Annotated in this window: 20 protein-coding genes; 14 read left to right on the top strand and 6 right to left on the bottom strand. The window is 51.4% G+C overall.

Annotation, left to right across the window (positions count from 1 at the left end; translation table 11 throughout):
• The first annotated feature begins 1 nt into the window (after position 1).
• The 8 genes from AC3ITF_RS06480 to AC3ITF_RS06445 all read left to right on the top strand — a co-directional run bounded on the left by AC3ITF_RS06480 (position 2) and on the right by AC3ITF_RS06445 (position 6970).
• A complete protein-coding gene (locus tag AC3ITF_RS06480; protein WP_489176244.1) occupies positions 2–265 on the top strand; it encodes a LysM peptidoglycan-binding domain-containing protein in 264 nt (87 codons plus the stop codon).
• Positions 262–1638: a peptidoglycan-binding protein gene (locus tag AC3ITF_RS06475; RefSeq protein ID WP_489176243.1), complete on the top strand. Its 1377-nt coding sequence runs from the start codon at positions 262–264 to the stop codon at positions 1636–1638. The genes AC3ITF_RS06480 and AC3ITF_RS06475 overlap by 4 nt, the downstream gene beginning before the upstream one ends.
• 11 nt (positions 1639–1649) lie before the next feature.
• Positions 1650–2150, top strand: coding sequence for a hypothetical protein (locus AC3ITF_RS06470; RefSeq protein ID WP_411509808.1), 501 nt, complete (start codon positions 1650–1652; stop codon positions 2148–2150).
• 44 nt (positions 2151–2194) lie between these two features.
• Entirely contained in the window at positions 2195–2479 is a 285-nt protein-coding gene (locus AC3ITF_RS06465; protein ID WP_411509807.1) for a type VI secretion system PAAR protein, read from the top strand.
• Between the two features lie 17 nt (positions 2480–2496).
• Positions 2497–4911: a type VI secretion system Vgr family protein gene (locus AC3ITF_RS06460; RefSeq protein ID WP_489176242.1), complete on the top strand. Its 2415-nt coding sequence runs from the start codon at positions 2497–2499 to the stop codon at positions 4909–4911.
• Between the two features lie 9 nt (positions 4912–4920).
• A complete protein-coding gene (locus tag AC3ITF_RS06455) occupies positions 4921–5910 on the top strand; it encodes a hypothetical protein (protein WP_489176241.1) in 990 nt (329 codons plus the stop codon).
• Entirely contained in the window at positions 5903–6481 is a 579-nt protein-coding gene (locus tag AC3ITF_RS06450; RefSeq protein ID WP_181517986.1) for a hypothetical protein, read from the top strand. The genes AC3ITF_RS06455 and AC3ITF_RS06450 overlap by 8 nt, the downstream gene beginning before the upstream one ends.
• A 66-nt stretch (positions 6482–6547) precedes the next feature.
• A complete protein-coding gene (locus tag AC3ITF_RS06445) occupies positions 6548–6970 on the top strand; it encodes a hypothetical protein (protein WP_146717307.1) in 423 nt (140 codons plus the stop codon).
• Between the two features lie 82 nt (positions 6971–7052).
• On the opposite strand, the gene maeB is transcribed toward AC3ITF_RS06445, so the two are convergent.
• Complete coding sequence (maeB, locus tag AC3ITF_RS06440; protein ID WP_096756215.1) at positions 7053–9332, bottom strand: NADP-dependent oxaloacetate-decarboxylating malate dehydrogenase; 2280 nt, start codon at positions 9330–9332, stop codon at positions 7053–7055.
• Between the two features lie 279 nt (positions 9333–9611).
• Here maeB and tkt point away from each other — a divergent pair, with 279 nt between their 5' ends.
• A complete protein-coding gene (tkt, locus tag AC3ITF_RS06435; protein WP_135911627.1) occupies positions 9612–11606 on the top strand; it encodes a transketolase in 1995 nt (664 codons plus the stop codon).
• On the opposite strand, the gene AC3ITF_RS06430 is transcribed toward tkt, so the two are convergent.
• The 3 genes from AC3ITF_RS06430 to aegA all read right to left on the bottom strand — a co-directional run bounded on the left by AC3ITF_RS06430 (position 11596) and on the right by aegA (position 15474).
• Positions 11596–12639 carry a DUF1176 domain-containing protein gene (locus AC3ITF_RS06430; RefSeq protein WP_174360316.1) on the bottom strand — a complete coding sequence of 348 codons (1044 nt, stop codon included), beginning with the start codon at positions 12637–12639 and terminating at the stop codon, positions 11596–11598. The genes tkt and AC3ITF_RS06430 overlap by 11 nt on opposite strands.
• Before the next feature lie 120 nt (positions 12640–12759).
• The gene (gene nudK / locus AC3ITF_RS06425) at positions 12760–13338 is read right to left on the bottom strand and encodes a GDP-mannose pyrophosphatase NudK (RefSeq protein ID WP_181637737.1); all 579 of its coding nucleotides are present in this window, start codon (positions 13336–13338) and stop codon (positions 12760–12762) included.
• 156 nt (positions 13339–13494) lie between these two features.
• Complete coding sequence (aegA, locus tag AC3ITF_RS06420) at positions 13495–15474, bottom strand: formate-dependent uric acid utilization protein AegA (RefSeq protein ID WP_489176240.1); 1980 nt, start codon at positions 15472–15474, stop codon at positions 13495–13497.
• Between the two features lie 264 nt (positions 15475–15738).
• Here aegA and narQ point away from each other — a divergent pair, with 264 nt between their 5' ends.
• Both narQ and acrD read left to right on the top strand, forming a co-directional pair.
• The gene (gene narQ, locus AC3ITF_RS06415) at positions 15739–17436 is read left to right on the top strand and encodes a nitrate/nitrite two-component system sensor histidine kinase NarQ (RefSeq protein WP_096756210.1); all 1698 of its coding nucleotides are present in this window, start codon (positions 15739–15741) and stop codon (positions 17434–17436) included.
• A 184-nt stretch (positions 17437–17620) separates the two neighbouring features.
• Positions 17621–20734: a multidrug efflux RND transporter permease AcrD gene (gene acrD / locus AC3ITF_RS06410; protein WP_096756209.1), complete on the top strand. Its 3114-nt coding sequence runs from the start codon at positions 17621–17623 to the stop codon at positions 20732–20734.
• A 76-nt stretch (positions 20735–20810) separates the two neighbouring features.
• On the opposite strand, the gene ypfM is transcribed toward acrD, so the two are convergent.
• Positions 20811–20870: a protein YpfM gene (gene ypfM / locus AC3ITF_RS06405; protein ID WP_001386977.1), complete on the bottom strand. Its 60-nt coding sequence runs from the start codon at positions 20868–20870 to the stop codon at positions 20811–20813.
• A gap of 388 nt (positions 20871–21258) precedes the next feature.
• Here ypfM and AC3ITF_RS06400 point away from each other — a divergent pair, with 388 nt between their 5' ends.
• From AC3ITF_RS06400 to AC3ITF_RS06390, 3 genes are read left to right on the top strand one after another with little or no spacing between them, the layout of a single operon-like run.
• On the top strand, positions 21259–21624 hold the full coding sequence (locus AC3ITF_RS06400) for an ArsC family reductase (RefSeq protein ID WP_489176239.1): 366 nt from the start codon (positions 21259–21261) through the stop codon (positions 21622–21624).
• Positions 21625–21627: 3 nt separating this feature from the next.
• Complete coding sequence (dapE, locus tag AC3ITF_RS06395) at positions 21628–22755, top strand: succinyl-diaminopimelate desuccinylase (RefSeq protein ID WP_096756207.1); 1128 nt, start codon at positions 21628–21630, stop codon at positions 22753–22755.
• A 27-nt stretch (positions 22756–22782) separates the two neighbouring features.
• Positions 22783–22983 carry a hypothetical protein gene (locus AC3ITF_RS06390; RefSeq protein WP_096756206.1) on the top strand — a complete coding sequence of 67 codons (201 nt, stop codon included), beginning with the start codon at positions 22783–22785 and terminating at the stop codon, positions 22981–22983.
• An 83-nt stretch (positions 22984–23066) separates the two neighbouring features.
• Here the strand turns inward: AC3ITF_RS06390 and ypfH are convergent, their stop codons facing one another.
• Positions 23067–23765, bottom strand: coding sequence for an esterase (gene ypfH, locus AC3ITF_RS06385; RefSeq protein ID WP_096756205.1), 699 nt, complete (start codon positions 23763–23765; stop codon positions 23067–23069).
• Between the last annotated feature and the right edge of the window lie 16 nt (positions 23766–23781).

The raw sequence follows: 23781 nt of genomic DNA, 5'->3' as shown, positions 1-23781 counted from the left end.
AGTGACTAGCAAACCCACCCCATTTTTTGATGAACCACAGGATAAACCGACAAAATATGATGGTCTGTTTGGATGGTCTGCTGACTGGAAATGTTACCTTGATCAGGAGGATAAGCCTGTACCATTAGATGATATCTGGTCATTGTCACCGGATAAGCGTAGCGTGGTTGTTCTCAAAGGAGATACGCTTGGAAAAATTGCAAGTGAATATAACTGTTCCGTTGAGGAACTTGCTGAATATAATAACATAAAAAACCAGAGTTGATCTACCCCGGACAGGTAATAAATATTCCGCAACGGCATTATACGCTAACTGAAACTGACACCACGAAAAAGAAAGATGATAACCAATGTTTATTATCATTATCTTTTGAAGATCTGATAGAAAAGCCTCTTTCCGGATTGAAGGTTAAAGTAACATCTGCGCTGGGTGAGGTTTTCGAGTTCATAACCGATGATCTGGGAGAGATTGATGACTTTGCAGTACAAGCTGAATCTGAAATTAAAATCACTGTTTCCAGTGGTATGGGGAAGATAAAGGAAGTTGCCAGATTCATATCTCAGGAAGGCAAATTAAATGCCATTATTTCAAGTCCTAAAGTGAGAGTTAAAGGAAAAAGCACAGCAATAACCGGTCCAACAGGCAATGCTGACAGTAAAAGCGATGAAATTAATAAAATAAACATTGGCCGAGACTCTGATGGAAAACCCAGAGTTCATATAAACCATACCTGCCCTAACAATTACGATCTTATGCTAGGTAAGAATGTTATTTACTGGAATGATATTATTCGCGCATCTGAGCGGAGTGGTATTATACCCCAGAGTATTGCGGCAGTTATTCATGCTGAAGCAGCTAAATATCGTGGTGGAGTCTGGAAACCAACCTCAGTGTGCAAGGATTCAGTAAACTCGACAAAACAAAACACGGTATATAAAAGTTCAGCGGCTGGCATGACACAATTTTTAAATGGGACATGGATAACGGAGACGTTAAAGGAAGGGACATATCTTTATGAAAAAGCCTCTGAACAAGGGTTAGTAGCAGATAAGCCCTTACTCAATAAAAAAGGAGAGGTAGTAAAAAACAAAAAAGATGAGATCGTATATGAAAAGAAATTTCAGGTTTCTACCGACGACTGGAAAAATCTTAATGAATTAAAAAACGGCAGATATATCAAAGGAGTAACACCGTACCCGGACCACGCAACGGCAGACGTGCAGCAATGGTTAAATCTTCGATTTAAACCGGAATATGCCATTATGGCCGCAGTTGATTATGGCATCGCCAATTTGGCATCGCTGAAAGAGGCAGGATATAATATCGACGGACTTAATGATGCTGAAAAGGCCAAGATCATATATTTAACTCATCACCTGGGTCTGAGTGACGCAAAACGTTTTATTAAAAATGAAATTAATGAAGATAAGGCAAAAAAATTACTAACTGCGCAGGTGGGGAAAAAATCAGCCACTTCAAAAGCTAAAAAAAATGGAGGGTATGTAACAGCACACAGAAAGTGGTTAGTAGAATATATAGATTATAATATTACGACGGGAAATTATTTTTGCCACGAGCTAATCAATGCAAAAAAAGACGAATCCATTGGACTTGAATCAATTTTTAATAAAATTTAAGCAGGTACAACATGAGTAAAAATGTTAACTATCTCTTTGCATTATTGGTTTTCCCGATTATATGTGCTGCGGATTGCACCCTGAAAGCAAATTCATGTTACCCTACCCGACTTGGCTTTCTTGAGCAGCAACCTAGATCTGAATCAAATGATGATTATTCGCACTTAACCCTTAACGGCGTGGAAATATACAAAGCCAGAACCAGTTTGATAACATTTTTTTATGATGATGTAGGTATATTTAAGAACAACAAATATCTTGTCACTAAAACCATTTTTACATATACCTCAGACGATCCCTGTAGTATTAAAGATTATCCCGGGCATTGCAGCGTGAGTGTTTTTCTAGACTTTTCAGGAGACAAACCGGTTATTTCCAATGGGTTCATTCCAGACTCGGGGAATTCTTTTATCGACTGGGTCTCATGGGGAAAAGCAAATGCAATTATTGTGTTTGAAGATGAATCAAAGTTTAAATATATGAATGGACATGTTGAGCGCGTCATTAAATAAAATCATCTCATACTTACGCTGACTAAATATTATGAAGGTTCCTCATGCCTATAGCGGCCCGACTTAATGACAAAGGTACCCAGCACTATGGTTATCACGAAACCATTATTACTGCGGGTTCTCCAACGGTTTCTGTCGACGGACTACCTGCTGCCCGTATGGGCGACCCACTAACACCCCACGATAAACCCAAACATCCGCCTCACCCACGTAAGATAGCCAGTGGTTCAGGCACTGTGTTTATCGACGGCCTGCCTGCCGCCAGAACCGGTGATGCCATTGACTGCGGTGGCGTGGTTATCGGCAGCGGTACCGTCAATATCGGCTGATATACAAGGGAAAGGTTATGTCACAAAAAGGACTGTATTTTACACTAAGTATCGACGGTCAGGCAGAGACAGCGCTGGCCGTGGTGGATTTCACCCTTTACCAGCAATACTCCTGTCCGTTTGTGATGGACGTGAATGTGACCAGCACCCTCTTCAGACTGACTGCTCCTGATTTCCTGGAAAAAAATGTCGTACTGACCATCTGGCAGGGGAACACTCCACAGCGCTATATCTGCGGCATCGTCACTACCGTGGCCCTGGGTAACAACGACAGCGTGCAGATGCATTATCACCTGGGCATCTCCCCGCCACTCTGGCGCTGTGGGCTGCGACAGAACTTCCGTATTTTTCAGCAGCTGGATATTAAGGCTATCTCCGACACCCTGCTCCGGGAAAACGGCGTCACCGGATGGAAGCCCCGGTTTTATGAAGACCATCCGGCCCGTGAATTCTGCGTGCAGTACGGCGAGTCTGACCTCGCGTTTCTGACGCGACTGTGGGCTGAGGAAGGGATCTTCTTTTTTGACAGACTCTCCCCGGACGGGCCGGAACACACGCTAACCCTGTGCGATGACGTCGCCGGATTGTGCAGCATATCTGACCCTGTCCCCTTTAATCCGGGCACGACGACAGGAGCCACTGCTGAGTACATCAGCTCATTTCGCTATGAAGCCACCGTCAGCCCCTCTTCCGTGCAGAGTCAGGACTACACCTTTAAGGTCCCCGACTGGCCCGGATATTACGGCCATAAAGCCGACAGCCTGAACGGGCAGTTGTCACAGTACGAGATTTTTGATTATCCCGGCCGCTTCAAGGATGAATCGCACGGACAAAATTTCACCCGCTATAAAATGGAAGGCTGGCGCAACAGTGCCGAAACGGCCACCTGTGCCAGCCATTCACCAAAACTGTGGCCGGGAACCCGCTTTACCCTGTCAGGACACCCGACTGCCGCCCTTAACCGGGAATGGCAGGTGATAAGCAGTACGCTGACGGGGATACAGCCCCAGGCGCAGCACGGCAGCCAGGGACAGGGAACCACGCTCAGCAACGACTTTACCGTGATACCGGCCGATCGCACCTGGCGGCCAGACCTCCGGGAAAAACCGAAGGTGGACGGCCCGCAGAGTGCTGTGGTCACCGGTCCGGCGGGGGAGGAAATCTTCTGCGACGAATATGGCCGGGTACGGCTGAAGTTCCTCTGGGACCGCTATCAGGACGGAACGGAAAACAGCTCCTGCTGGATACGGGTATCCCAGGCATGGGCCGGAGCCGGGTTCGGCAACCTCGCTGTTCCCCGCGTGGGCCAGGAAGTGATTGTCGACTTTCTCAACGGCGACCCGGACCAGCCCATCGTGATGGGTCGCACCTACCATGAAGATAACCGTACCCCCGGAGACCTGCCCGGCACAAAAACACAGATGACTATCCGCTCGAAAACCTACAAAGGCGGGGGATTTAATGAACTGCGCTTTGAGGATGCGACGGATAACGAGCAGGTGTATATCCATGCGCAGAAGAACATGGATACCGAAGTGCTGAATAACCGCACCACCGATGTGAAAGTGGACCACACAGAAACCATCGGCAATAACCAGAGTATTACCATCGGACTCGGGCAGACGGTGAAGGTGGGTAAGGAGAATGCCGCAGGGCATGACCAGACCATCACCGTGGCGCATGACCGCAGCATCACGGTGCGCAATGACCAGATGCTGAAGGTGAAGAATGACCGGATGGTGAGCATCAGTCATGACGACGGGCTGTATGTGGCGAATGACCGGAAAGTAACGGTGGAAGGAAAGCAGGCGCATAAAACCAGCGGGGACCATATCAGCCTGGTGGAAGGCAGTCACAGTCTGGAAGTGAAAGGCGACCTGGCGCGGAAGGTGGCGGGTGCGCTGGGGATAAAGGTCCGGGGCGACATCGTGCTGGAGAGCAGCAGCAAAATCAGTCTGAAAGTGAGTGGTTCGTTTATTGTCATCCATTCGGCTGGGGTGGACATTATGGGGCCGAAGATAAATCTCAACAGCGGGGGCTGTCCGGGAGTGCCAGTAGGGACTCTGCAACCCGTTGTTCTGGAGTCACTGACGAATAATGAAGATATAGCGCCTGAACAGAATGATAGCGAAGACAAAAATAACTCTGGGGACAATAACGATTCAGAAGAGCAAAATGAACCCAAAGCTGATGATGAAAACAGAAAAATTCAGATCATCACAAATAAATTGAATATCTTGGAATCACATGTGGTTGGGCTGGATTTTAAAATCAGAAATGAGAATAATGATACATTAATCAGATCTAATACATCCCAACACAATGGAGAAAGTGCGTTATATCCAGAAGAAGTGTTTTCAGACGCCAATCACTTATTTATCGGTAAAGAAAGTGATAAATGGCAAGTTTACGTTTCTGTAGATGATTTATAAGGAGAGCATATGTCTTCAGAACTATTAGTCGTTTTTAAAGATTCATTGATGGGAAGTCCATCAGGATTACAATACAAAATTACTGTAAACAACATTGAGATAGAAAACAACCTTATATCCGAACACAATAACTCGCTGGCTTATAATTTTACCACAAAAGGTAATACAGTTACTATTTCTTCATCCGGCTTGCAAAAAACAATCCCAACTGCAAATAAGTATGAAATTAAAACATTTATTATAGATAATGAGGTTGAAAAAGAAATAGGAAGTACGATCCTATCAGATGGAAAAAAAGTAACAATGGTAATTGTATCCCCCTGGACCAGGGTACCAATCAATATTAATAAGTCAGGTGATAATTTTCATGGCGACTTTTTCGACGTTGAATATGAAGAGAGAATATCATCAGGAATTTCTTTCGGTGAGAAAAACACTGTAATAAAAAGCACAAAGATAGTAATAAGGGATATTCCAAGAAAGATAATATTAACCGCCTTGAAATATCGGGGTTCCACAAAATGGGCTGGAGAAGTGGAAAAAGACTCTTACCATCCTATACTGAAAAAGACATATCATTTTGGTTCGAATACAAATAAATGTAGTGCCTTTGTAAATGATGTATTACTTGAGTCTGGACTGACTGTACCGTGGGTTGAAACTGGTTATGCACGTTATTCGCCACAATGGCTTTATCAGGAACTTAGACCTCCCCTGGCAGAAGAATGGGCTGACCCAACAAAATTGACAGGACAATGGGATTACTTCAGTACTCCTCTCCCTGGAGATGTAGGCGCCTATATAAAAAAAGAGAAAGGCGCGACAGGACATGCAGGAATAATTATAGCAGCAGGGGTTACAATTTCGGCAAATAATAGAGAAATTATAGTTAACGATGCAGGATTCAGAAATAAAAATGGCACAGCCGCAATATCAATATCTCATACCGAGTTTGATTTCAATGCTTTTAGAAGGTATAAAGGAAAGACAAATGAATAAAATAAGAACAATTCTAGCCAGTGTATTTATAATTACCGCATCGGTTTACTGTATTTTCTTTATGGCCAGTGAAAAAAACTGCCTATGTTACAAAAACAACCCTTTTAAAGAAGACTCTCTCATCAAAATAATAAATTCGGCAGCAGAATCAAAAGTTATCCAATGGCGAGAAATGGAAAATGTATATACTATATTTTTCAACAATGAATTATACATGATTAGTGAAACCCCAAAAGACTATCTTTCTAGCGCTATTAGAATAATATTAAGTAAAGATTATGATCAAAGCCAGAAAGTTTACACTATTATATTAATGCAAAACCTCCCCATTAAAGAGTATATGTGTTTCATGGATACTGTGAATGAACAGTTTGAAAAGGGTCTCATTGACAAAGAAGTAGCACAATTTGCCATTTTACCCGATATTAACCTTTACAGTACATCAGTTTATTATTGGTGGCTCCCAGACTGGCGAGAAAGATTTAAGAAAAATGCCAACAGCTTATTTAAACAAAAATTGATAGATGATGTATTAAGCGGCCGACGCTTCCTCTATGCGTTACGAAAATAATCAGCATAAAGATCGTAACCCAATAAATACAACCGTTTTTTATGTTGGTAAAACTTTCTCGCTGCCATGCTTAATTTCTCATCAATAGTTACTATTACACTAGCGATCTTATTAACAGGATGCTGTGTTTTCATTAAAAACAAAATAAATTTTGCTTCTGATATATTGCCAGTTGCTTCAGTTGGAAGAAATTATCATGCACAGCTAAAAACTACAGGATTACCGGCAGACGATATGTCAGTGGATGGAAGAAGTATGCTATCAACGAATGGGTTGAATATCATTTCATACAGTATAGGTGGTTTTTGGCATATAGATATTTCTGGAATACCTGAAAAAAAAGGGGAGTTTTCATTTTGGATGTCAGGAAGCACAGTGGGAACTCAGTGTCCGGGAAATGATTTCAAGGAAAAATTCACGGTTATAGTGATAGATTCGAAAAAAGAAAAGGATATACCAGTAAACTTAATAGATGATAAAAAATCATAAAACATAATGTTAATAGTATTAATAAAGTTCCCCCTTACCCCATTCAAGCTAGGGTAAGGGTTCATACTTCACACTAACGTAATTACAGCGGTTGTGTTTGCGCTTCTACAACCGCCAGCGCCACCATATTCACGATACGACGAACAGAGGCGATCGGCGTTAATACATGAACCGGTTTCGCCACGCCCATCAGCACCGGGCCGACCGTTACGCCTTCAGAGCTAGACACGCGTAGTAAGTTGTAACTAATACGCGCCGCTTCCATATTCGGCATCACCAGAATATTGGCGGAGCCTTTCAGCGGACTGTCCGGCATCCGATCGTTACGAATGCTTTCTACCAGCGCGGCATCACCGTGCATCTCACCGTCGATCATCAGTTCTGGCGCACGCGCCTTGATAAGCTCCAGCGCTGCGCGCATTTTGCTGGCCGACGGACAGTTGGAAGAGCCAAAGTTGGAGTGCGACAGCAATGCCACCTTCGGTTCGATACCAAAACGCCGTACGGTTTCGGCCGCCATCACGGCGATTTCCGCCAGCTGATCCGGCGTCGGGTCATCGTTAACGTAGGTATCGGCGATAAAGGTGTTGCCGCTTGGCAGCAACAGCGCGTTCATCGCCCCCGCCGTATGCACACCGTCGCGGTGACCAAATACCGCTTTCACCACGCTGAAATGCTCGTGATAGTCGCCAATCGTGCCGCAGATCATCGCATCCGCTTCACCGCGTTGCACCATGATCGCACCAATCACCGTGGTGTTGGCAATCACCGCACGCTGCGCCTGCTCCTGGGTGATCCCCCGGCGCTTCATGATCTGATAATACTCACTCCAGTACTCTTTGAAGCGCGGATCGGATTCGTTGTTGACGATCTCAAAATCAACACCGGCTTTGATCTGCAGCCCCAGTTTCTGGATGCGCATTTCGATCACGCTCGGACGGCCAATCAGGATCGGCTTCGCCAGACCTAAGGTGATCAATTCCTGGGTCGCATGCAGCACGCGCGCCTCTTCCCCTTCCGTCAGCACCACGCGCTTCGGCGCTTTGCGTGCCAGCGAGAAAATCGGCTTCATGAAAAGGTTGGTTTTGTAGACAAACTCACTCAGCTTATCGATGTACGCATCAAAGTCGGCAATCGGGCGCGTTGCCACGCCGGAGTCCATGGCCGCTTTCGCCACCGCTGGTGCAATTTTGACAATCAGACGCGGGTCAAACGGCTTAGGAATGATGTATTCCGGGCCAAAGCTCAGGTCCTGATCGCCATAGGCGGAGGCCACCACTTCGCTCTGCTCAGCATGCGCCAGTTCCGCAATGGCGTGTACCGCCGCCAGCTTCATCTCTTCGTTGATGGCGGTGGCCCCCACGTCCAGCGCACCGCGGAAGATGAACGGGAAGCACAGGACGTTGTTGACCTGGTTCGGGTAGTCGGAGCGACCGGTACAAATAATGGCATCGGAACGCACTTCTTTCGCCAGCGGCGGCAGAATTTCCGGTTCCGGGTTGGCCAGCGCCAGAATCATCGGCGCACGCGCCATTTTCTTGACCATCTCCTGGCTCAGCACTTTCGGGCCGGAACAGCCAAGGAAGATGTCAGCCCCGTCAATCACGTCATCCAGTGTACGCTTGCCGTCATCTTCCACCGCATAGGCCGCTTTGGTTTCGGCCATGTTCGGTTCGCGATCTTTGTAAATCACGCCTTTGGAGTCGCAGACCACAATGTTGTGCTTCTGCATGCCCAGCGCCACCAACAGGTTCATACAGGCAATCGCCGCCGCCCCCGCACCGGACACCACCATACGCACATCAGAGATATTCTTCTCCACCACCCGCAGACCGTTGAGGATCGCAGCGGTGCTGATGATAGCCGTGCCATGCTGGTCGTCATGGAATACCGGAATATTCATACGCTCACGCAGTTTTTGCTCTATGTAGAAGCATTCCGGCGCTTTAATATCTTCGAGGTTGATGCCGCCAAACGTCGGCTCAAGGGCCGCCACCACGTTAATAAATTTATCCGGATCGAGTTCGTCGACTTCAATATCGAACACGTCAATCCCGGCAAATTTCTTAAACAGAACGCCTTTCCCTTCCATCACCGGTTTGCCGGCCAGCGCACCAATGTTGCCCAGCCCCAGTACCGCAGTACCGTTGGAAATCACCGCCACCAGGTTGCCGCGCGCGGTGTATTTGTAGGCCGCCAGCGGGTCTTTTTCAATCTCCAGACACGGGGCTGCAACACCGGGTGAATAGGCCAGCGCCAGGTCACGTTGGGTGGCAAGGGGTTTGGTTGGCGAAACCTGAATTTTGCCGGGTACTGGAAACTCGTGGAAATCGAGGGCGCTTTGTCTTAACTGGTCATCCATCTTGTTGTTCCTTTCACGTATCGATCAATAAAGTGGCGCAGGTAACCCTTTTGCAGAGCCGCACATTATCACCTCAGTCAGCGGCGCAAACTTTGAAGGTCGCCAAACTCTCACTACTCAAAGAAAGAATTTGTTATCAATTTATAACAGCCATGTTACCTGCTTAAGCCAGCAATACCATGCCTGTCTGCTATGCTTTTTGCTGACAACGCCTGCAAATTCTCCAAAAGTGTGAATTAACACACGCTCTAACACTTTACTTTTCAAGGAGTATTTCCTATGACCCGTAAAGAGCTTGCCAATGCCATTCGTGCGCTGAGTATGGATGCGGTCCAGAAAGCCAACTCCGGACATCCCGGCGCACCGATGGGCATGGCCGATATTGCCGAAGTGCTGTGGAACGATTTTCTCCGCCATAACCCGAGCGATCCTCACTGGTACGATCGTGACCGGTTTATCTTGTCCAACGGTCACGCCTCAATGCTGCTTTACAGCCTGCTGCATCTTTCCGGTTACGACCTGCCGTTGGACGAGTTAAAGAACTTCCGCCAGCTGCATTCAAAAACGCCCGGGCACCCGGAACTGGGCTACACGCCGGGCGTGGAAACCACCACCGGGCCGTTGGGTCAGGGCCTGGCAAACGCCGTCGGGCTGGCGGTGGCCGAACGAACGCTGGCCGCGCAGTTTAATCAACCGGGCCATGAGATTGTCAGCCATTTCACCTATGTTTTTATGGGCGACGGCTGCCTGATGGAAGGGATTTCCCACGAAGTCTGTTCGCTGGCGGGGACGCTGGAACTGGGCAAGCTGATCGGCTTTTACGACCACAACGGCATCTCTATTGATGGCGAAACCAAAGGCTGGTTTACCGACGATACCGCGAAGCGCTTTGAAGCGTATCACTGGCATGTGGTACACGAGATAGACGGGCACGATCCTGAAGCGGTGAAGAAAGCCATTCTGGAAGCCCAAAGCGTGACCGATAAGCCATCACTCATTATCTGCCGGACGGTAATTGGCTTTGGTTCGCCGAATAAGGCCGGGAAAGAAGAGGCGCACGGCGCGGCACTGGGTGAAGAAGAAGTGGCGTTGACCCGCCAGAAGCTGGGCTGGCATCATCCCGCCTTTCACATCCCCAAAGAGATTTATCGGGCCTGGGACGCGCGGGAAAAAGGCGAAAAAACCCAACAGGACTGGAATACGACCTTCTCCGCGTACCAGCAAGCATACCCGGAACTGGCGGCAGAGTTTACCCGCCGGATGCGTGGTGGGCTGCCAAAAGAGTGGGAAAAGAGTACCGAGAAATACATTCGCGAATTGCAGGCTAATCCGGCAAAAATTGCCACCCGCAAGGCATCGCAAAACACCCTCAACGTCTATGGTCCGATGCTGCCCGAGCTGCTTGGCGGCTCTGCCGATCTCGCCCCCAGCAACCTGACTATCTGGAAAGGCTCAACCTCGCTGAAAGACGACCCGGCCGGGAATTACATTCACTATGGCGTGCGTGAATTTGGCATGACCGCCATTGCCAACGGCATCGCCCATCATGGCGGTTTTGTCCCGTATACCGCCACCTTCCTGATGTTTGTCGAATACGCCCGTAACGCCGCACGCATGGCAGCATTAATGAAAGCCCGACAGATCATGGTCTATACCCACGACTCGATTGGTCTGGGGGAAGACGGTCCGACTCACCAGGCGGTAGAGCAGCTCGCCAGCCTGCGCCTGACGCCCAACTTCAGCACCTGGCGTCCGTGCGATCAGGTCGAAGCGGCGGTAGGCTGGAAACTGGCCGTTGAGCGCCATAACGGTCCCACGGCGCTGATCCTTTCCAGGCAGAACCTGGCACAGGTTGAACGCACGCCTGAGCAGGTCAAAGAGATTGCCCGCGGCGGCTACGTGCTGAAAGACGGCGGGGGGAAGCCGGATATTATCCTGATTGCTACCGGGTCAGAAATGGAGATCACCCTGCTGGCGGCGGAGAAATTGACGGGGGAAGGGCGCAACGTTCGCGTGGTCTCCCTGCCCTCAACGGATATCTTCGACGCCCAGGACGAGGCATACCGTGAATCGGTCCTGCCAGCAAACGTCAGCGCGCGCGTGGCGGTCGAAGCGGGCATTGCCGATTACTGGTACAAATACGTCGGTTTGAAAGGCGCGATTGTCGGCATGACAGGCTATGGGGAATCCGCCCCGGCGGACAAATTATTCCCGTTTTTCGGCTTTACGGTGGAGAACATTGTCGAAAAAGCACATAAGGTGCTTAACGGGTGATCCACAATGTGGGCCAGGCGTCGGGGCCATGCCAGTTATCACAGCTTGGCTCCTGCGCATAACGCACCAGACGAAAACGCTGGCCGTCAAAACGCCAGCGCGTCTGGATACCGCAGTCAGACAAACCTCGGCCCTTGGCGAGCGTAATCAGCTCGCGCGATTTTTCATCGAACGCAGCATTGGTCAACTCCATATCATTGCTTTCTGCATCCGTTTTAAACGGCAGACTCAACCGCACGGAGCGGGAGGTCAGCGGTTTGCTGCGGGACACAATCCACGCCAAATCGATGGTGTTATATGCCCCGGCCTCACAGCCGATCATCAGCAGCGCTTTGTCGTCCGTTAACGCAGACACCCGCACCTCGCGACGCATCGGGTCGAGCGAACAACGCAACCCGTTTATCCGCCAGTTCCCGTAATCCAGTAGGTCGTTGCGTTCTTGTTCAGACAGCGGCGTTGGCGTGGGATTCACGATGGCCACACCTTTCAGGGCGGGTGCCGGCGGCACGCTGAGCGGCGGCTCGTCACCTTTTTGTATCCAGGCGGTTTCACTGCCTACACGTTTTTGCTGTGCGTCAATAAACAACAGCGCGGCTTTCAGTCCTGTCAGCGACAGGGTTTGCCCCCCTTTTTGCAGGGTAATAGCCTGCGCGTTTTGCACGGTCTGTAAAAAGGCGCTAATGGTGACAGGATCGTCAGTCATCAGATGCCAGGGCGTTATATTCCAGTGTTCACCGGTCAACGGCAGCGGTGCGCCGTCGAGCAGCAAACGCGGCGCAATATCTGCCTCTTTGGCATCGGGGGAGTCCAGTCCCCCCAGTTCGATGCGCAACACCGCGTCGGTATGCGCCCCGGCGCTGCGGCTTAGGGTCATCACCAGGCCGTGATGTTCACCGGTATTGCGCGCCACGCAAAAATTCTGGTTATTGCAGGTCACCTGCCAGTCGGAAAATGCCTGCTGCGCAGGAGCCGCCCACAAAAAGCGGACCGGCAGCAAACCGAGCAGAAAGATGAAAATAACGCGATAGCGCATGGACGGTACAACCCCGAAGTCAAAACCAACAACCTGAGCCGTATCTTCCTTGCGCGATTGATGAGGCTCAATCAGAATCGTCGGATTGGCCGTTATTTTGTAAAGAAATATAAATACCGTTCATGAGCCCATGAGATGTGACGACTGCAAATAGTTCAGCAATAGCACCGTTTTACCATCTTGGATCTCGCCAGTTTTGATCATCTCCAGCGCCTGCATGAAGGGGAGTTCCAGAACCTCAATATCTTCATCTTCAACGCCGCCACCGGCATTCGCCCGCTGGCTGTCACTGTATTGCGCGATAAAAAAGTGGATTAATTCGGTCACGCCGCCCGGCGACATGTACAACTCAAACAGTTTACGCACCTCACCCACTTCATAGCCGGTCTCTTCTATCGCCTCTTTGCGAATGCAGGCTTCCGGCTCGTCGTTATCCAGCAGTCCGGCGCAGGTTTCTATCAGCTGTCCGCTTTCGTTGCCGTTGACCCAGGTCGCGACGCGAAACTGGCGGATCAGCACCACGGTCTTTTTCTCCGGGTTATACAGCAAGATGGTGGCCCCGTTACCGCGATCGTAAACCTCGCGTTTGTGGCGGATGACCTCGCCGTTGCTACGGGTCAGTTCATAGGTGATATTGCGCAGGATGAAGTAGTTATCGGAAAGGACTTTGTCTTTGATGAGGGTAATTTTTTGCGACATACCGGCTCCACGGAGAGAAGTGAGCAATAATACTACGCCGTGAAACCGGGTTTGTCTTAGAACAATGTAGGCCTGATAAGCGAAGCGCCATCAGACCTACATACGGCACATTGCCGGATGGCAACGCTAACGCGTTTTATCCGGCCTACCCGCTGATTAGTGAGATTTAACTGATTTTATACCCAGCCAGTCGACGATCCCCTGTGCGGCATGACGCCCTTCCGCCATGGCCGTCACCACCAGATCGGCTCCGCGCACCGCGTCCCCCCCGGCAAAAATCTTCGGGTTCGTGGTTTGATAACGGTAAGCGCTCTCAACGTCAGCAGCGATCCGCCCCCAGCTATCAACCTTCACGCCGTGCGCCTCCAGCCATGGCATGCCGTGCGGATGAAAACCAAACGCCATGATCACCGCATCGGCAGGCATCACAAATTCACTCCCGGCGATGGGAACCGGACGCTGCCGCCCCTGCGCATCAGGTTCACCGAGTTGGGTGCGTAAGAAACGCACGCCGCTGACGCGCCCTTCAGCATTCAGCACCAGCTCAACCGGCTGGACGTTAAATTCAAAGTTAGCCCCCTCTTCGCGGGCATTTTTGACCTCTTTTTTCGAGCCGGGCATGTTGGCTTCATCCCGACGGTAAGCGCAGGTGACCTGGCTTGCCCCGTGGCGCAGCGCGGTACGCACGCAGTCCATGGCCGTATCGCCGCCGCCGAGGACCACGACGTTCAGTCCGGCGGTGTCAATAAACGGCTCCTCTGGCAGTTCATCCAGTCCCATCACCTGCTTGGTATTGGCAATCAGGAACGGTAGCGCGTCATACACACCGGGGGCGTCTTCATTCGGCAGATCCGCTTTCATCGAACGATAGGTCCCGACGCCCACGAACACCGCATCGTAGTCTTCCAACAACGCAGCCAGCGTCACGTCCTTGCCGACTTCGCAGTTCAGCTCGAAATGAATACCCATGGCACTGAAGATTTCACGACGGCGCGCCAGCAATGATTTATCCAGTTTGAAGGCCGGAATACCAAACGTCAGTAAGCCGCCAATTTCAGGATGGCGATCGAAGACGGTGGTGCTAACGCCGTTGCGGGCTAACACATCCGCACAAGCCAGCCCCGCCGGCCCCGCACCGATAATGGCGACGTGTTTATCGACTTTCTGTACATGACTTAGGTCCGGTCTCCACCCTTTGCTCAACGCGCGGTCGGAGATGTAACGTTCAATATTGCCAATGGTGACCGCACCGTGTTCATCACGTACCGTACAAGCCCCTTCGCAGAGCCGGTCCTGCGGACAGACGCGTCCGGTAATTTCCGGCAGACAGTTGGTCTGGTGCGAAAGCTCAACCGCTGCGTCAATATTTCCGGCTTTCACCAGTTCGATCCACTGTGGAATATGGTTGTGCAGCGGGCACGTCCACTCGCAAATACTGTTCTCGCCACACTTCAGGCAGCGGGAGGCTTCCCGTTCAGCCTGCGCCGTGCGGAACGGCAAATAAATTTCATCAAAGCTGGTTTTACGGGCTTCAATCGGCAGTTTATCGGGCTCACCGCGCGGGGGCGTGGCCCGCATTTGTTCAACTTTACTGGTGACATGCTGCGTCACTCCGCTGGCAATCGCATGCCAGGGTTGACACTCCTGACTGGCTGCGCGCAGCCTGCGTGCTTTTGAAAGACCGGCAAGTGAGCTTTCAGTCACCTGCTGTAGCGCCTGCGCCGGACAGTTCTCAACGCAGGCCGGTCCTTCTTCCCGCCCCTGACACAAATCGCACTTATGCGCGGTCGCTTTCACCTTTCCTTTCGCCACGGGAGTCAGTACGATCTGCATCGTGCCAAAAGGACAGGCAACAACGCAGGATTTACAGCCAATACACTGTTTCGCGTTCACCTGCACGCTGTCATTGTCATGGCGGATGGCGCCATTCGGGCAGCTTCTGGCACAGGGCGCGTCCTCACAGTGGCGGCAGGTCACCGCGCTGCGCTGGTGCTGATGTTTGATGACGGTAATGCGCGGCTGAAAATGCCGTTGGCTCAGGACATGCTGCTCATCGTTATGCGCCATGACACAGGCGACCTCACAGGCGTGGCATCCCAGGCACTGTTGGCTGTTGACCATAATAAAACGATTCATGGCTTCCTTCTTTTTTGGTTGCAAAAACCTTATTCTTTATATGACTGTTGTTATTAACCGACCCTGAAGTGAGCGGCAATGTCCATTTGCCCAGAAAGTACAACTATTTATCCAGAACCTGTGGCAGATCAATTTATTTCATCGCATATGAAATTGTGTTTCAGTTACCATCCTGTTTCATGGCGATTTTATTAACATTTAACAAATACACTGAGTCGTTCGGGCTGCAACCAGGCGCGAGGCGCATTGTGTGAGGATGTGCGAGTGACGGTAAAGCGTCCTGTCTCGGCCAGTTTAGCCAAGGCTTTTTTCTACATCGTGCTGCTGTCAATTCTCTCTACGGGCATTGCGCTGCTTACGCTCACCAGCAGTTTGCGCGACGCGGAGGCAATTAATATTGCCGGTTCCCTGCGTATGCAAAGTTATCGGCTGGGGTATGATCTGCAAAGCCAAAGCCCACAACTCAACGCCCACCGCCAGCTTTTCCAGCAGGCGTTAAACGCGCCGGCATTACAAAATCTGAACGCCTGGTATGTTCCAGAGGCAGTAAAAAGTCGCTATGGACGTCTGCATGCGAACTGGCTGGAAATGAACACCCGACTGATAAGCGGCGATTTGCCCTGGTATCAGGCCAATATCAACAACTATGTCAATCAAATCGACCTCTTCGTGCTGGCGTTGCAGCATTATGCTGAGCGCAAAGTGATGCTGGTGTTTGGCATATCGCTGGCGGGCGGGATCGGCATATTCACCCTGGTGTTCTTTACTTTGCGGCGTATTCGCCAGCAGGTAGTACGTCCACTCAATAACCTGGTGATGGCCAGCCAGCAGATTGAACACGGTCAGTTTGATATCCCCCAACTGGATACCGGCTTGCCCAACGAACTGGGGCTGCTGGCGAAGACGTTTAGCCAGATGTCGAGTGAACTGCATAAACTGTACCGCTCGCTGGAAGCCTCCGTGGCGGAGAAAACACACGACCTTCACGAAGCCAATCGCCGCCTGGAAGTGCTGTATCAGTGCTCTCAGGCGCTGAATACCAGCCAAATTGACGTGCACTGCTTCCGCCATATTTTACAGATCGTTCGCGAGCACGACGCTGCATATTTCCTGGAACTCACCGTCGGTGATAACTGGCGGATCAGCGAAGGGACTAAAAGCCCAGAACTGCCAATGCAGATCCTGCCGGTCACCATGCAGGAGACCGTCTATGGAGAACTACACTGGCAAAGCCCTAACGTGAGTGCGTCCACACCGCTGCTTAATAGCGTGTCGACCATGCTGGGACGCGGGCTGTACTTCAATCAGGCGCAAAAACATTTTCAGCAGCTGTTGTTAATGGAAGAGCGAGCGACCATCGCGCGTGAACTCCACGACTCGCTGGCGCAGGTGCTGTCTTATTTGCGCATTCAGTTAACGCTACTGAAGCGTTCGATTCCGGAAGATAATGCCCCGGCACAGGGCATCATGGCCGATTTCTCCCAGGCGTTGAATGATGCGTATCGCCAGTTGCGCGAGCTGCTCACCACCTTCCGCCTGACCTTACAGCAGGCCGATCTGCCTTCTGCCCTGCACGAAATGCTGGAAACGCTGCAAAACCAAACGTCGGCTAAACTGACGCTCGATTGCCGGTTACCGACGCTGGCACTGGATGCGCAAATGCAGGTGCACTTGTTGCAGATCGTTCGTGAAGCAGTGTTGAACGCCATTAAACACGCCAGTGCGAGCGAAATTGCCGTCAGCTGCGTGACCGCGCCGGATGGGAATCATACCGTGTATATCCGCGATAACGGCGTCGGTATCGGTGACCCGCAAGAACCCGCGGGACACTATGGTTTGAATATTATGCGTGAGCGAGCAGAAAGACTCAGCGGTACACTGACCTTCTCGCAACCCTCCGGGGGCGGAACGCTGGTCAGCATTAGTTTTCGATCGGCAGAGACAGAAAGTCAGCTAACGTAAAGAACAGCAATGCACCGTCTGGTCTGCACCCAGTCCAGACGGCGTTGGCACGAAAGGTACGCTGTAAACGCGTATGATAATTTACATTATCTTCTTTTTTTCTCCACGTTTGGCTCGTACCTTGCCGCTACAGTGAAGCAGGTCATACCCACAAATATACGCAGAAACACGAGGTCCCCTTTTAATGGCGAATTTTTTTATCGATCGCCCCATTTTTGCCTGGGTGTTAGCTATCCTGTTGTGTCTCACAGGAACCCTGGCTATTTTTTCGCTGCCCGTTGAGCAATATCCCGATCTGGCGCCGCCGAACGTGCGCGTCACCGCGAACTATCCAGGCGCGTCGGCACAAACGCTGGAAAACACCGTGACCCAGGTTATCGAACAGAACATGACCGGTCTCGATAACCTGATGTATATGTCGTCGCAAAGCAGCGGGACCGGCCAGGCGTCGGTGACGCTTAGTTTTGTGGCAGGGACCGATCCTGACGAAGCCGTACAGCAGGTACAAAACCAACTGCAGTCGGCGATGCGTAAGCTGCCGCAGGCGGTACAGGATCAGGGGGTGACGGTACGTAAAACCGGGGATACCAATATCCTGACTATCGCCTTTGTCTCCACCGACGGCTCAATGGACAAGCAGGATATTGCCGACTACGTGGCGAGTAATATTCAGGACCCGCTCAGCCGTATTAACGGCGTGGGGGATATTGACGCCTACGGCTCTCAATACTCCATGCGTATCTGGCTCGACCCGGCCAAGCTGAACAGCTTCCAGATGACCGCCAAAGACGTCACTGACGCTATCGAGTCGCAAAATGCGCAAATTGCAGTCGGCCAACTTGGCGGTACGCCTTCGGTGGACAAACAGGCGCTGAATGCGACGATCAATGCTCAGTCATTGCTACAAACGCCGGACGATTTCCGCGCGATTACGCTGCGCGTGAACCAGGACGGTTCCGACGTCAAACTGGGCGACGTCGCCACAGTCGAAATGGGCGCAGAGAAATACGATTACCTCAGCCGCTTTAACGGCAATCCGGCCTCCGGTCTGGGGGTTAAATTAGCCTCTGGCGCCAATGAAATGGCGACGGCGAATCTGGTTATCAATCGCCTGAATGAGCTGTCGCAATATTTCCCGCACGGACTGGAATACAAGGTGGCGTATGAAACCACCTCCTTCGTCAAAGCGTCGATTATCGACGTGGTAAAAACGCTGCTGGAAGCCATCGCGCTGGTCTTCCTCGTCATGTATCTGTTCCTGCAAAACTTCCGTGCGACGCTTATCCCAACCATCGCCGTCCCGGTGGTGTTAATGGGCACCTTCTCCGTGCTCTACGCCTTTGGCTACAGCGTCAACACGCTAACGATGTTTGCGATGGTGCTGGCCATCGGCTTGCTGGTCGATGACGCCATTGTGGTGGTGGAGAACGTCGAGCGCATCATGAGCGAGGAAGGCCTCTCGCCGCGTGAAGCCACGCGGAAATCGATGGGGCAGATCCAGGGTGCGCTGGTGGGTATCGCCATGGTGCTGTCCGCGGTATTTATCCCGATGGCCTTCTTCGGTGGCACCACCGGGGCGATTTACCGCCAATTCTCGATAACCATCGTCTCGGCAATGGTGCTGTCGGTGCTGGTGGCGATGATCCTGACCCCGGCCCTGTGCGCCACATTGCTCAAGCCGCTGCATAAGGGCGAACATCACGGTCAGACCGGGTTCTTCGGCTGGTTTAACCGCATGTTTAACCGCAATGCTGAACGCTATGAAAAAGGCGTTGCCCGAATTTTACATCGCAGCCTGCGCTGGATCCTGATCTACGGCTTGCTGCTCGGCGGCATGGTATTCCTGTTCCTGCGCCTGCCAACCTCGTTCCTGCCGCTGGAAGACCGCGGCATGTTTACCACCTCGGTACAGCTGCCCAGCGGTTCCACGCAGCAGCAGACGTTAAAAGTGGTGGAAGAAGTCGAGAAGTATTATTTCACCCATGAAAAAGACAACATCATGTCGGTCTTCTCAACAGTCGGCTCTGGCCCTGGTGGGAACGGGCAGAACGTAGCGCGCATGTTTGTCCGCTTAAAAGACTGGGACGATCGTGACGCCACCACCGGCACCTCATTTGCCATTATCGAACGCGCCACCAAAGCGTTTAACCAGATTAAAGAGGCGCGCGTATTTGCCAGCAGCCCTCCGGCCATCAGCGGCCTGGGTAGCTCTGCCGGTTTTGATATGGAGTTGCAGGATCACGCCGGTGCGGGTCATGACGCGTTAATGGCCGCACGGGACAAACTGATAGAACTTGCCGGGAAGGACACCTCTCTCACCCGCGTACGTCATAATGGCCTCGACGACAGCCCGCAGCTGCAAATTGATATCGATCAGCGCAAAGCACAGGCGTTGGGGGTTTCTATCGATGATATTAACGACACGCTGCAAACGGCCTGGGGCTCCAGTTACGTCAATGACTTTATGGACCGCGGCCGTGTGAAAAAAGTCTACGTGCAGGCGGCGGCGAAATATCGCATGCTCCCTGACGACATCAACCTGTGGTACGTACGCAACAATAGCGGTGGTATGGTGCCGTTCTCGGCGTTTGCCACCTCGCGCTGGGAAACCGGTTCACCGCGTCTGGAACGCTACAACGGATACTCTGCCGTCGAGATCGTCGGCGAAGCCGCGCCCGGCGTCAGTACCGGGACGGCAATGGACGTGATGGAATCGCTGGTGCATCAGCTTCCGACCGGATTTGGCCTCGAATGGACGGCGATGTCTTATCAGGAACGGCTCTCGGGCTCTCAGGCCCCTGCCCTGTACGCTATTTCGCTGCTGGTGGTGTTCCTGTGTCTGGCGGCACTGTACGAAAGCTGGTCGGTACCGTTCTCCGTCATGCTGGTAGTGCCGTTGGGGGTGATTGGCGCGCTGCTGGCGACCTGGATGCGCGGTCTGGAAAACGACGTTTATTTCCAGGTCGGGCTATTAACGGTTATCGGGCTGTCGGCGAAAAACGCGATATTAATTGTTGAGTTCGCCAATGAAATGAATGAAAAAGGACACGATTTGCTCGACGCCACACTGCACGCCTGTCGTCAGCGTTTACGTCCAATTTTAATGACCTCACTGGCGTTTATCTTCGGGGTGCTGCCGATGACCATCAGCAGCGGCGCAGGCTCCGGCGGTCAGCATGCGGTAGGGACCGGCGTGATGGGCGGGATGATATCCGCCACCATTTTGGCCATTTACTTCGTGCCGCTGTTTTTTGTGCTGGTACGCAGGCGCTTCCCGTTGAAGCCACGCCCGGAATAATCAGGGCACAAAAAAGGCGACTTATTATGAGTCGCCTTTTTTTATCCCTTGCGGGATCAGGATGTCTGCCAGAAATTTATTTACGAAGCATGACTTCGATAAAATCTTTCCAGTTCCCCAGTTCACGTTCAATCATAACAACCTCTCTTATTATTATGGGCATTCTACGAAATCATCATCATTAAAAGAAGACAATTTAACCAATGGTTGTGATTGCATCCTCCCGTGTGTGGGGTGTATGTCATCACTATGCGCTATACCCATAAATTTTATGTGACTTACGGCAATATTATGAAATATTCATACATAATCTACGACTTTGATAATTCTGATGGAAAAACAGTCAGATGCAAAGCAGTAAATTCTGAATTTTACGCCATCCATGATTCTGGAACTTTCAGGAATCATTATTCACTGTTGTTCAACAATGTTATATTTTTCTATAACGATTGAGTGACACTATGTATTATCTGCAATAACACAGATTAAGAATAAATATTCAAATTACGTCAATAAGGATTCAAATGGTCACCCTTTACGGCATTAAAAACTGCGATACGATTAAAAAAGCCCGACGCTGGCTGGAGGAACGCGGTATTGAGTACCGCTTCCATGATTATCGCGTTGACGGTCTGGACCACGCACTCATGCAGTCTTTTATCAACGAGTTAGGTTGGGAGGCGCTGCTCAATACGCGCGGAACCACCTGGCGCAAACTGGATGAAACCACGCGGAGTCGCATCACCACTGCGGTCGCCGCGGCCGCGTTGATGATTGAAATGCCCGCAATGATCAAACGCCCATTGCTCTGCGCACCGGGTAAGCCTATGCTGCTGGGTTTTAGTGAATCCAGTTATATGCAGTTTTTTAATGATTGTAATGAGGTGTAGTCTATGTCGTGCCCGGTTATTGAGCTGACACAGCAGCTTATTCGCCGTCCTTCCCTAAGCCCGGATGATGCCGGGTGCCAGGCGTTAATGATTGAGCGCCTGCGCGCGGTAGGTTTTACCGTTGAGCGAATGGATTTTGGTGACACACAGAATTTTTGGGCATGGCGCGGACACGGTGAGACGCTGGCATTTGCCGGTCACACCGACGTCGTGCCTGCCGGTGATGTTGATCGTTGGATCAATCCGCCATTTGAGCCGACAATCCGCGACGGCCTGCTGTTCGGACGCGGCGCTGCAGATATGAAAGGATCGCTGGCGGCAATGGTTGTCGCGGCAGAGCGTTTCGTCGCTCAGCACCCTAACCATAAAGGCCGTCTGGCATTTTTAATCACCTCTGATGAAGAAGCCAGCGCGAAAAATGGCACCGTGAAGGTGGTTGAAGCGCTGATGGCCCGCAACGAACGACTGGACTATTGCCTGGTCGGCGAGCCATCCAGTACCGAAATCGTCGGTGATGTGGTCAAGAACGGGCGTCGGGGTTCACTGACCTGCAACCTGACAATTCACGGGGTTCAGGGACACGTGGCCTATCCGCATCTGGCCGATAACCCTGTGCACCGCGCTGCGCCAATGCTGAATGAACTGGTAGGCATTGAATGGGATCAGGGCAATGAATTTTTCCCCGCGACCAGCATGCAGATTGCCAATATTCAGGCAGGAACCGGCAGCAATAACGTCATCCCCGGCGAGCTTTTTGTTCAGTTCAACTTCCGGTTCAGCACCGAACTCAACGATGAGATGATCAAATCGCGGGTGCTGGCGCTGCTGGATAAGCATCAGCTGCGTTATACCGTCGACTGGTGGCTTTCCGGTCAGCCGTTCCTGACGGATCGCGGTAAACTGGTGGATGCAGTGGTCAACGCCATTGAGCACTATAATGAAATTAAACCGCAGTTACTGACTACAGGCGGGACATCCGACGGGCGCTTTATTGCCCGCATGGGGGCGCAGGTAGTAGAACTTGGGCCGGTCAATGCCACCATTCATAAAATTAATGAATGTGTTAATGCCGCCGACCTGCAGCTGCTTGCCCGTATGTATCAACGTATCATGGAGCAGCTCGTCGCCTGATGAGCGTTCCTGCAAGAGGAAATGAGCATGGACTTGCTGGCAAAGTATTGGTGGATTTTAGTACTGGTTTTTCTGGTAGGCGTACTGCTGAACGTAATCAAAGATCTCAAGCGCGTTGACCATAAAAAATTTCTCGCCAATAAACCGGAGCTTCCCCCGCATCGTGACTTTAACGATAAATGGGATGATGACGATGACTGGCCGAACAAAGATCAGCCGAAGAAATAAACACAGTCCCGTAGGCCCGGTAAGCGTTAGCGCTACCGGGCATTAAGTGCCGGATGGCGACCTCGCCTTATCCGGCCTACGGGCTAGATCATCTCAATCACATCATCATCGTGGGGCTTACCACCACTCAGTGCTTCATCGAAATAGTGCTTCGGTACGGTAAAGCGCAAATGATCGAGTGCATATTGCATGCTGCGATCGTCAATGGCATGGCCGAGATCCTCGACGATATCCAGCGTCACATCCCCTCCGGCACGAATTAATGCTTCCTGCGCGGCAACGGCGTGAGACAGTTCGATCACCCGGTCTTCCCCGCCGTGAATCAAATGCACCGTTGTGGCGGTCGTCGCCACCTCCGGCACGCTGGCGTAGCGGCCATTGAAGGCGATGACCCGCGATGCCAGCCCCGGTTCGGCCTTGATGCTCTCAAGCGACATAATCGCCCCCTGCGAAAAACCAATCAGCGCGGTTGCCTGAGGGGAAACGCCGCTCTGTTGCTGCCAGTAGCGTACGATGTCGATAAACACCGGCATGATGGCATCAACCCGCTCCTGACGGTTCTGTTCCGTCACGCCCTGCACTGAAAACCACTGCCGGCCGCCGGTGGAACCGTAAGGCTGTGCCCCACCGATACTGACAATCAGCGCATCGGGGAACAGCGGTGCAAACCAGGAACCAATTTCGCCCATGGCAACCGGGTTATCGCCGACACCATGAAACAGCAGCAACAGCTGTTGCGCAGGTTTATCGGGACTTTGAACAACAAAATGGTCATGTTTCATGGCGATCTCCTTAACT

The organism is Citrobacter sp. KH_055_1 (assembly GCF_057838705.1).
The sequence above is the reverse complement of the archived record's forward strand: the minus strand, read 5'-3'. Positions and strand labels throughout refer to the sequence as shown.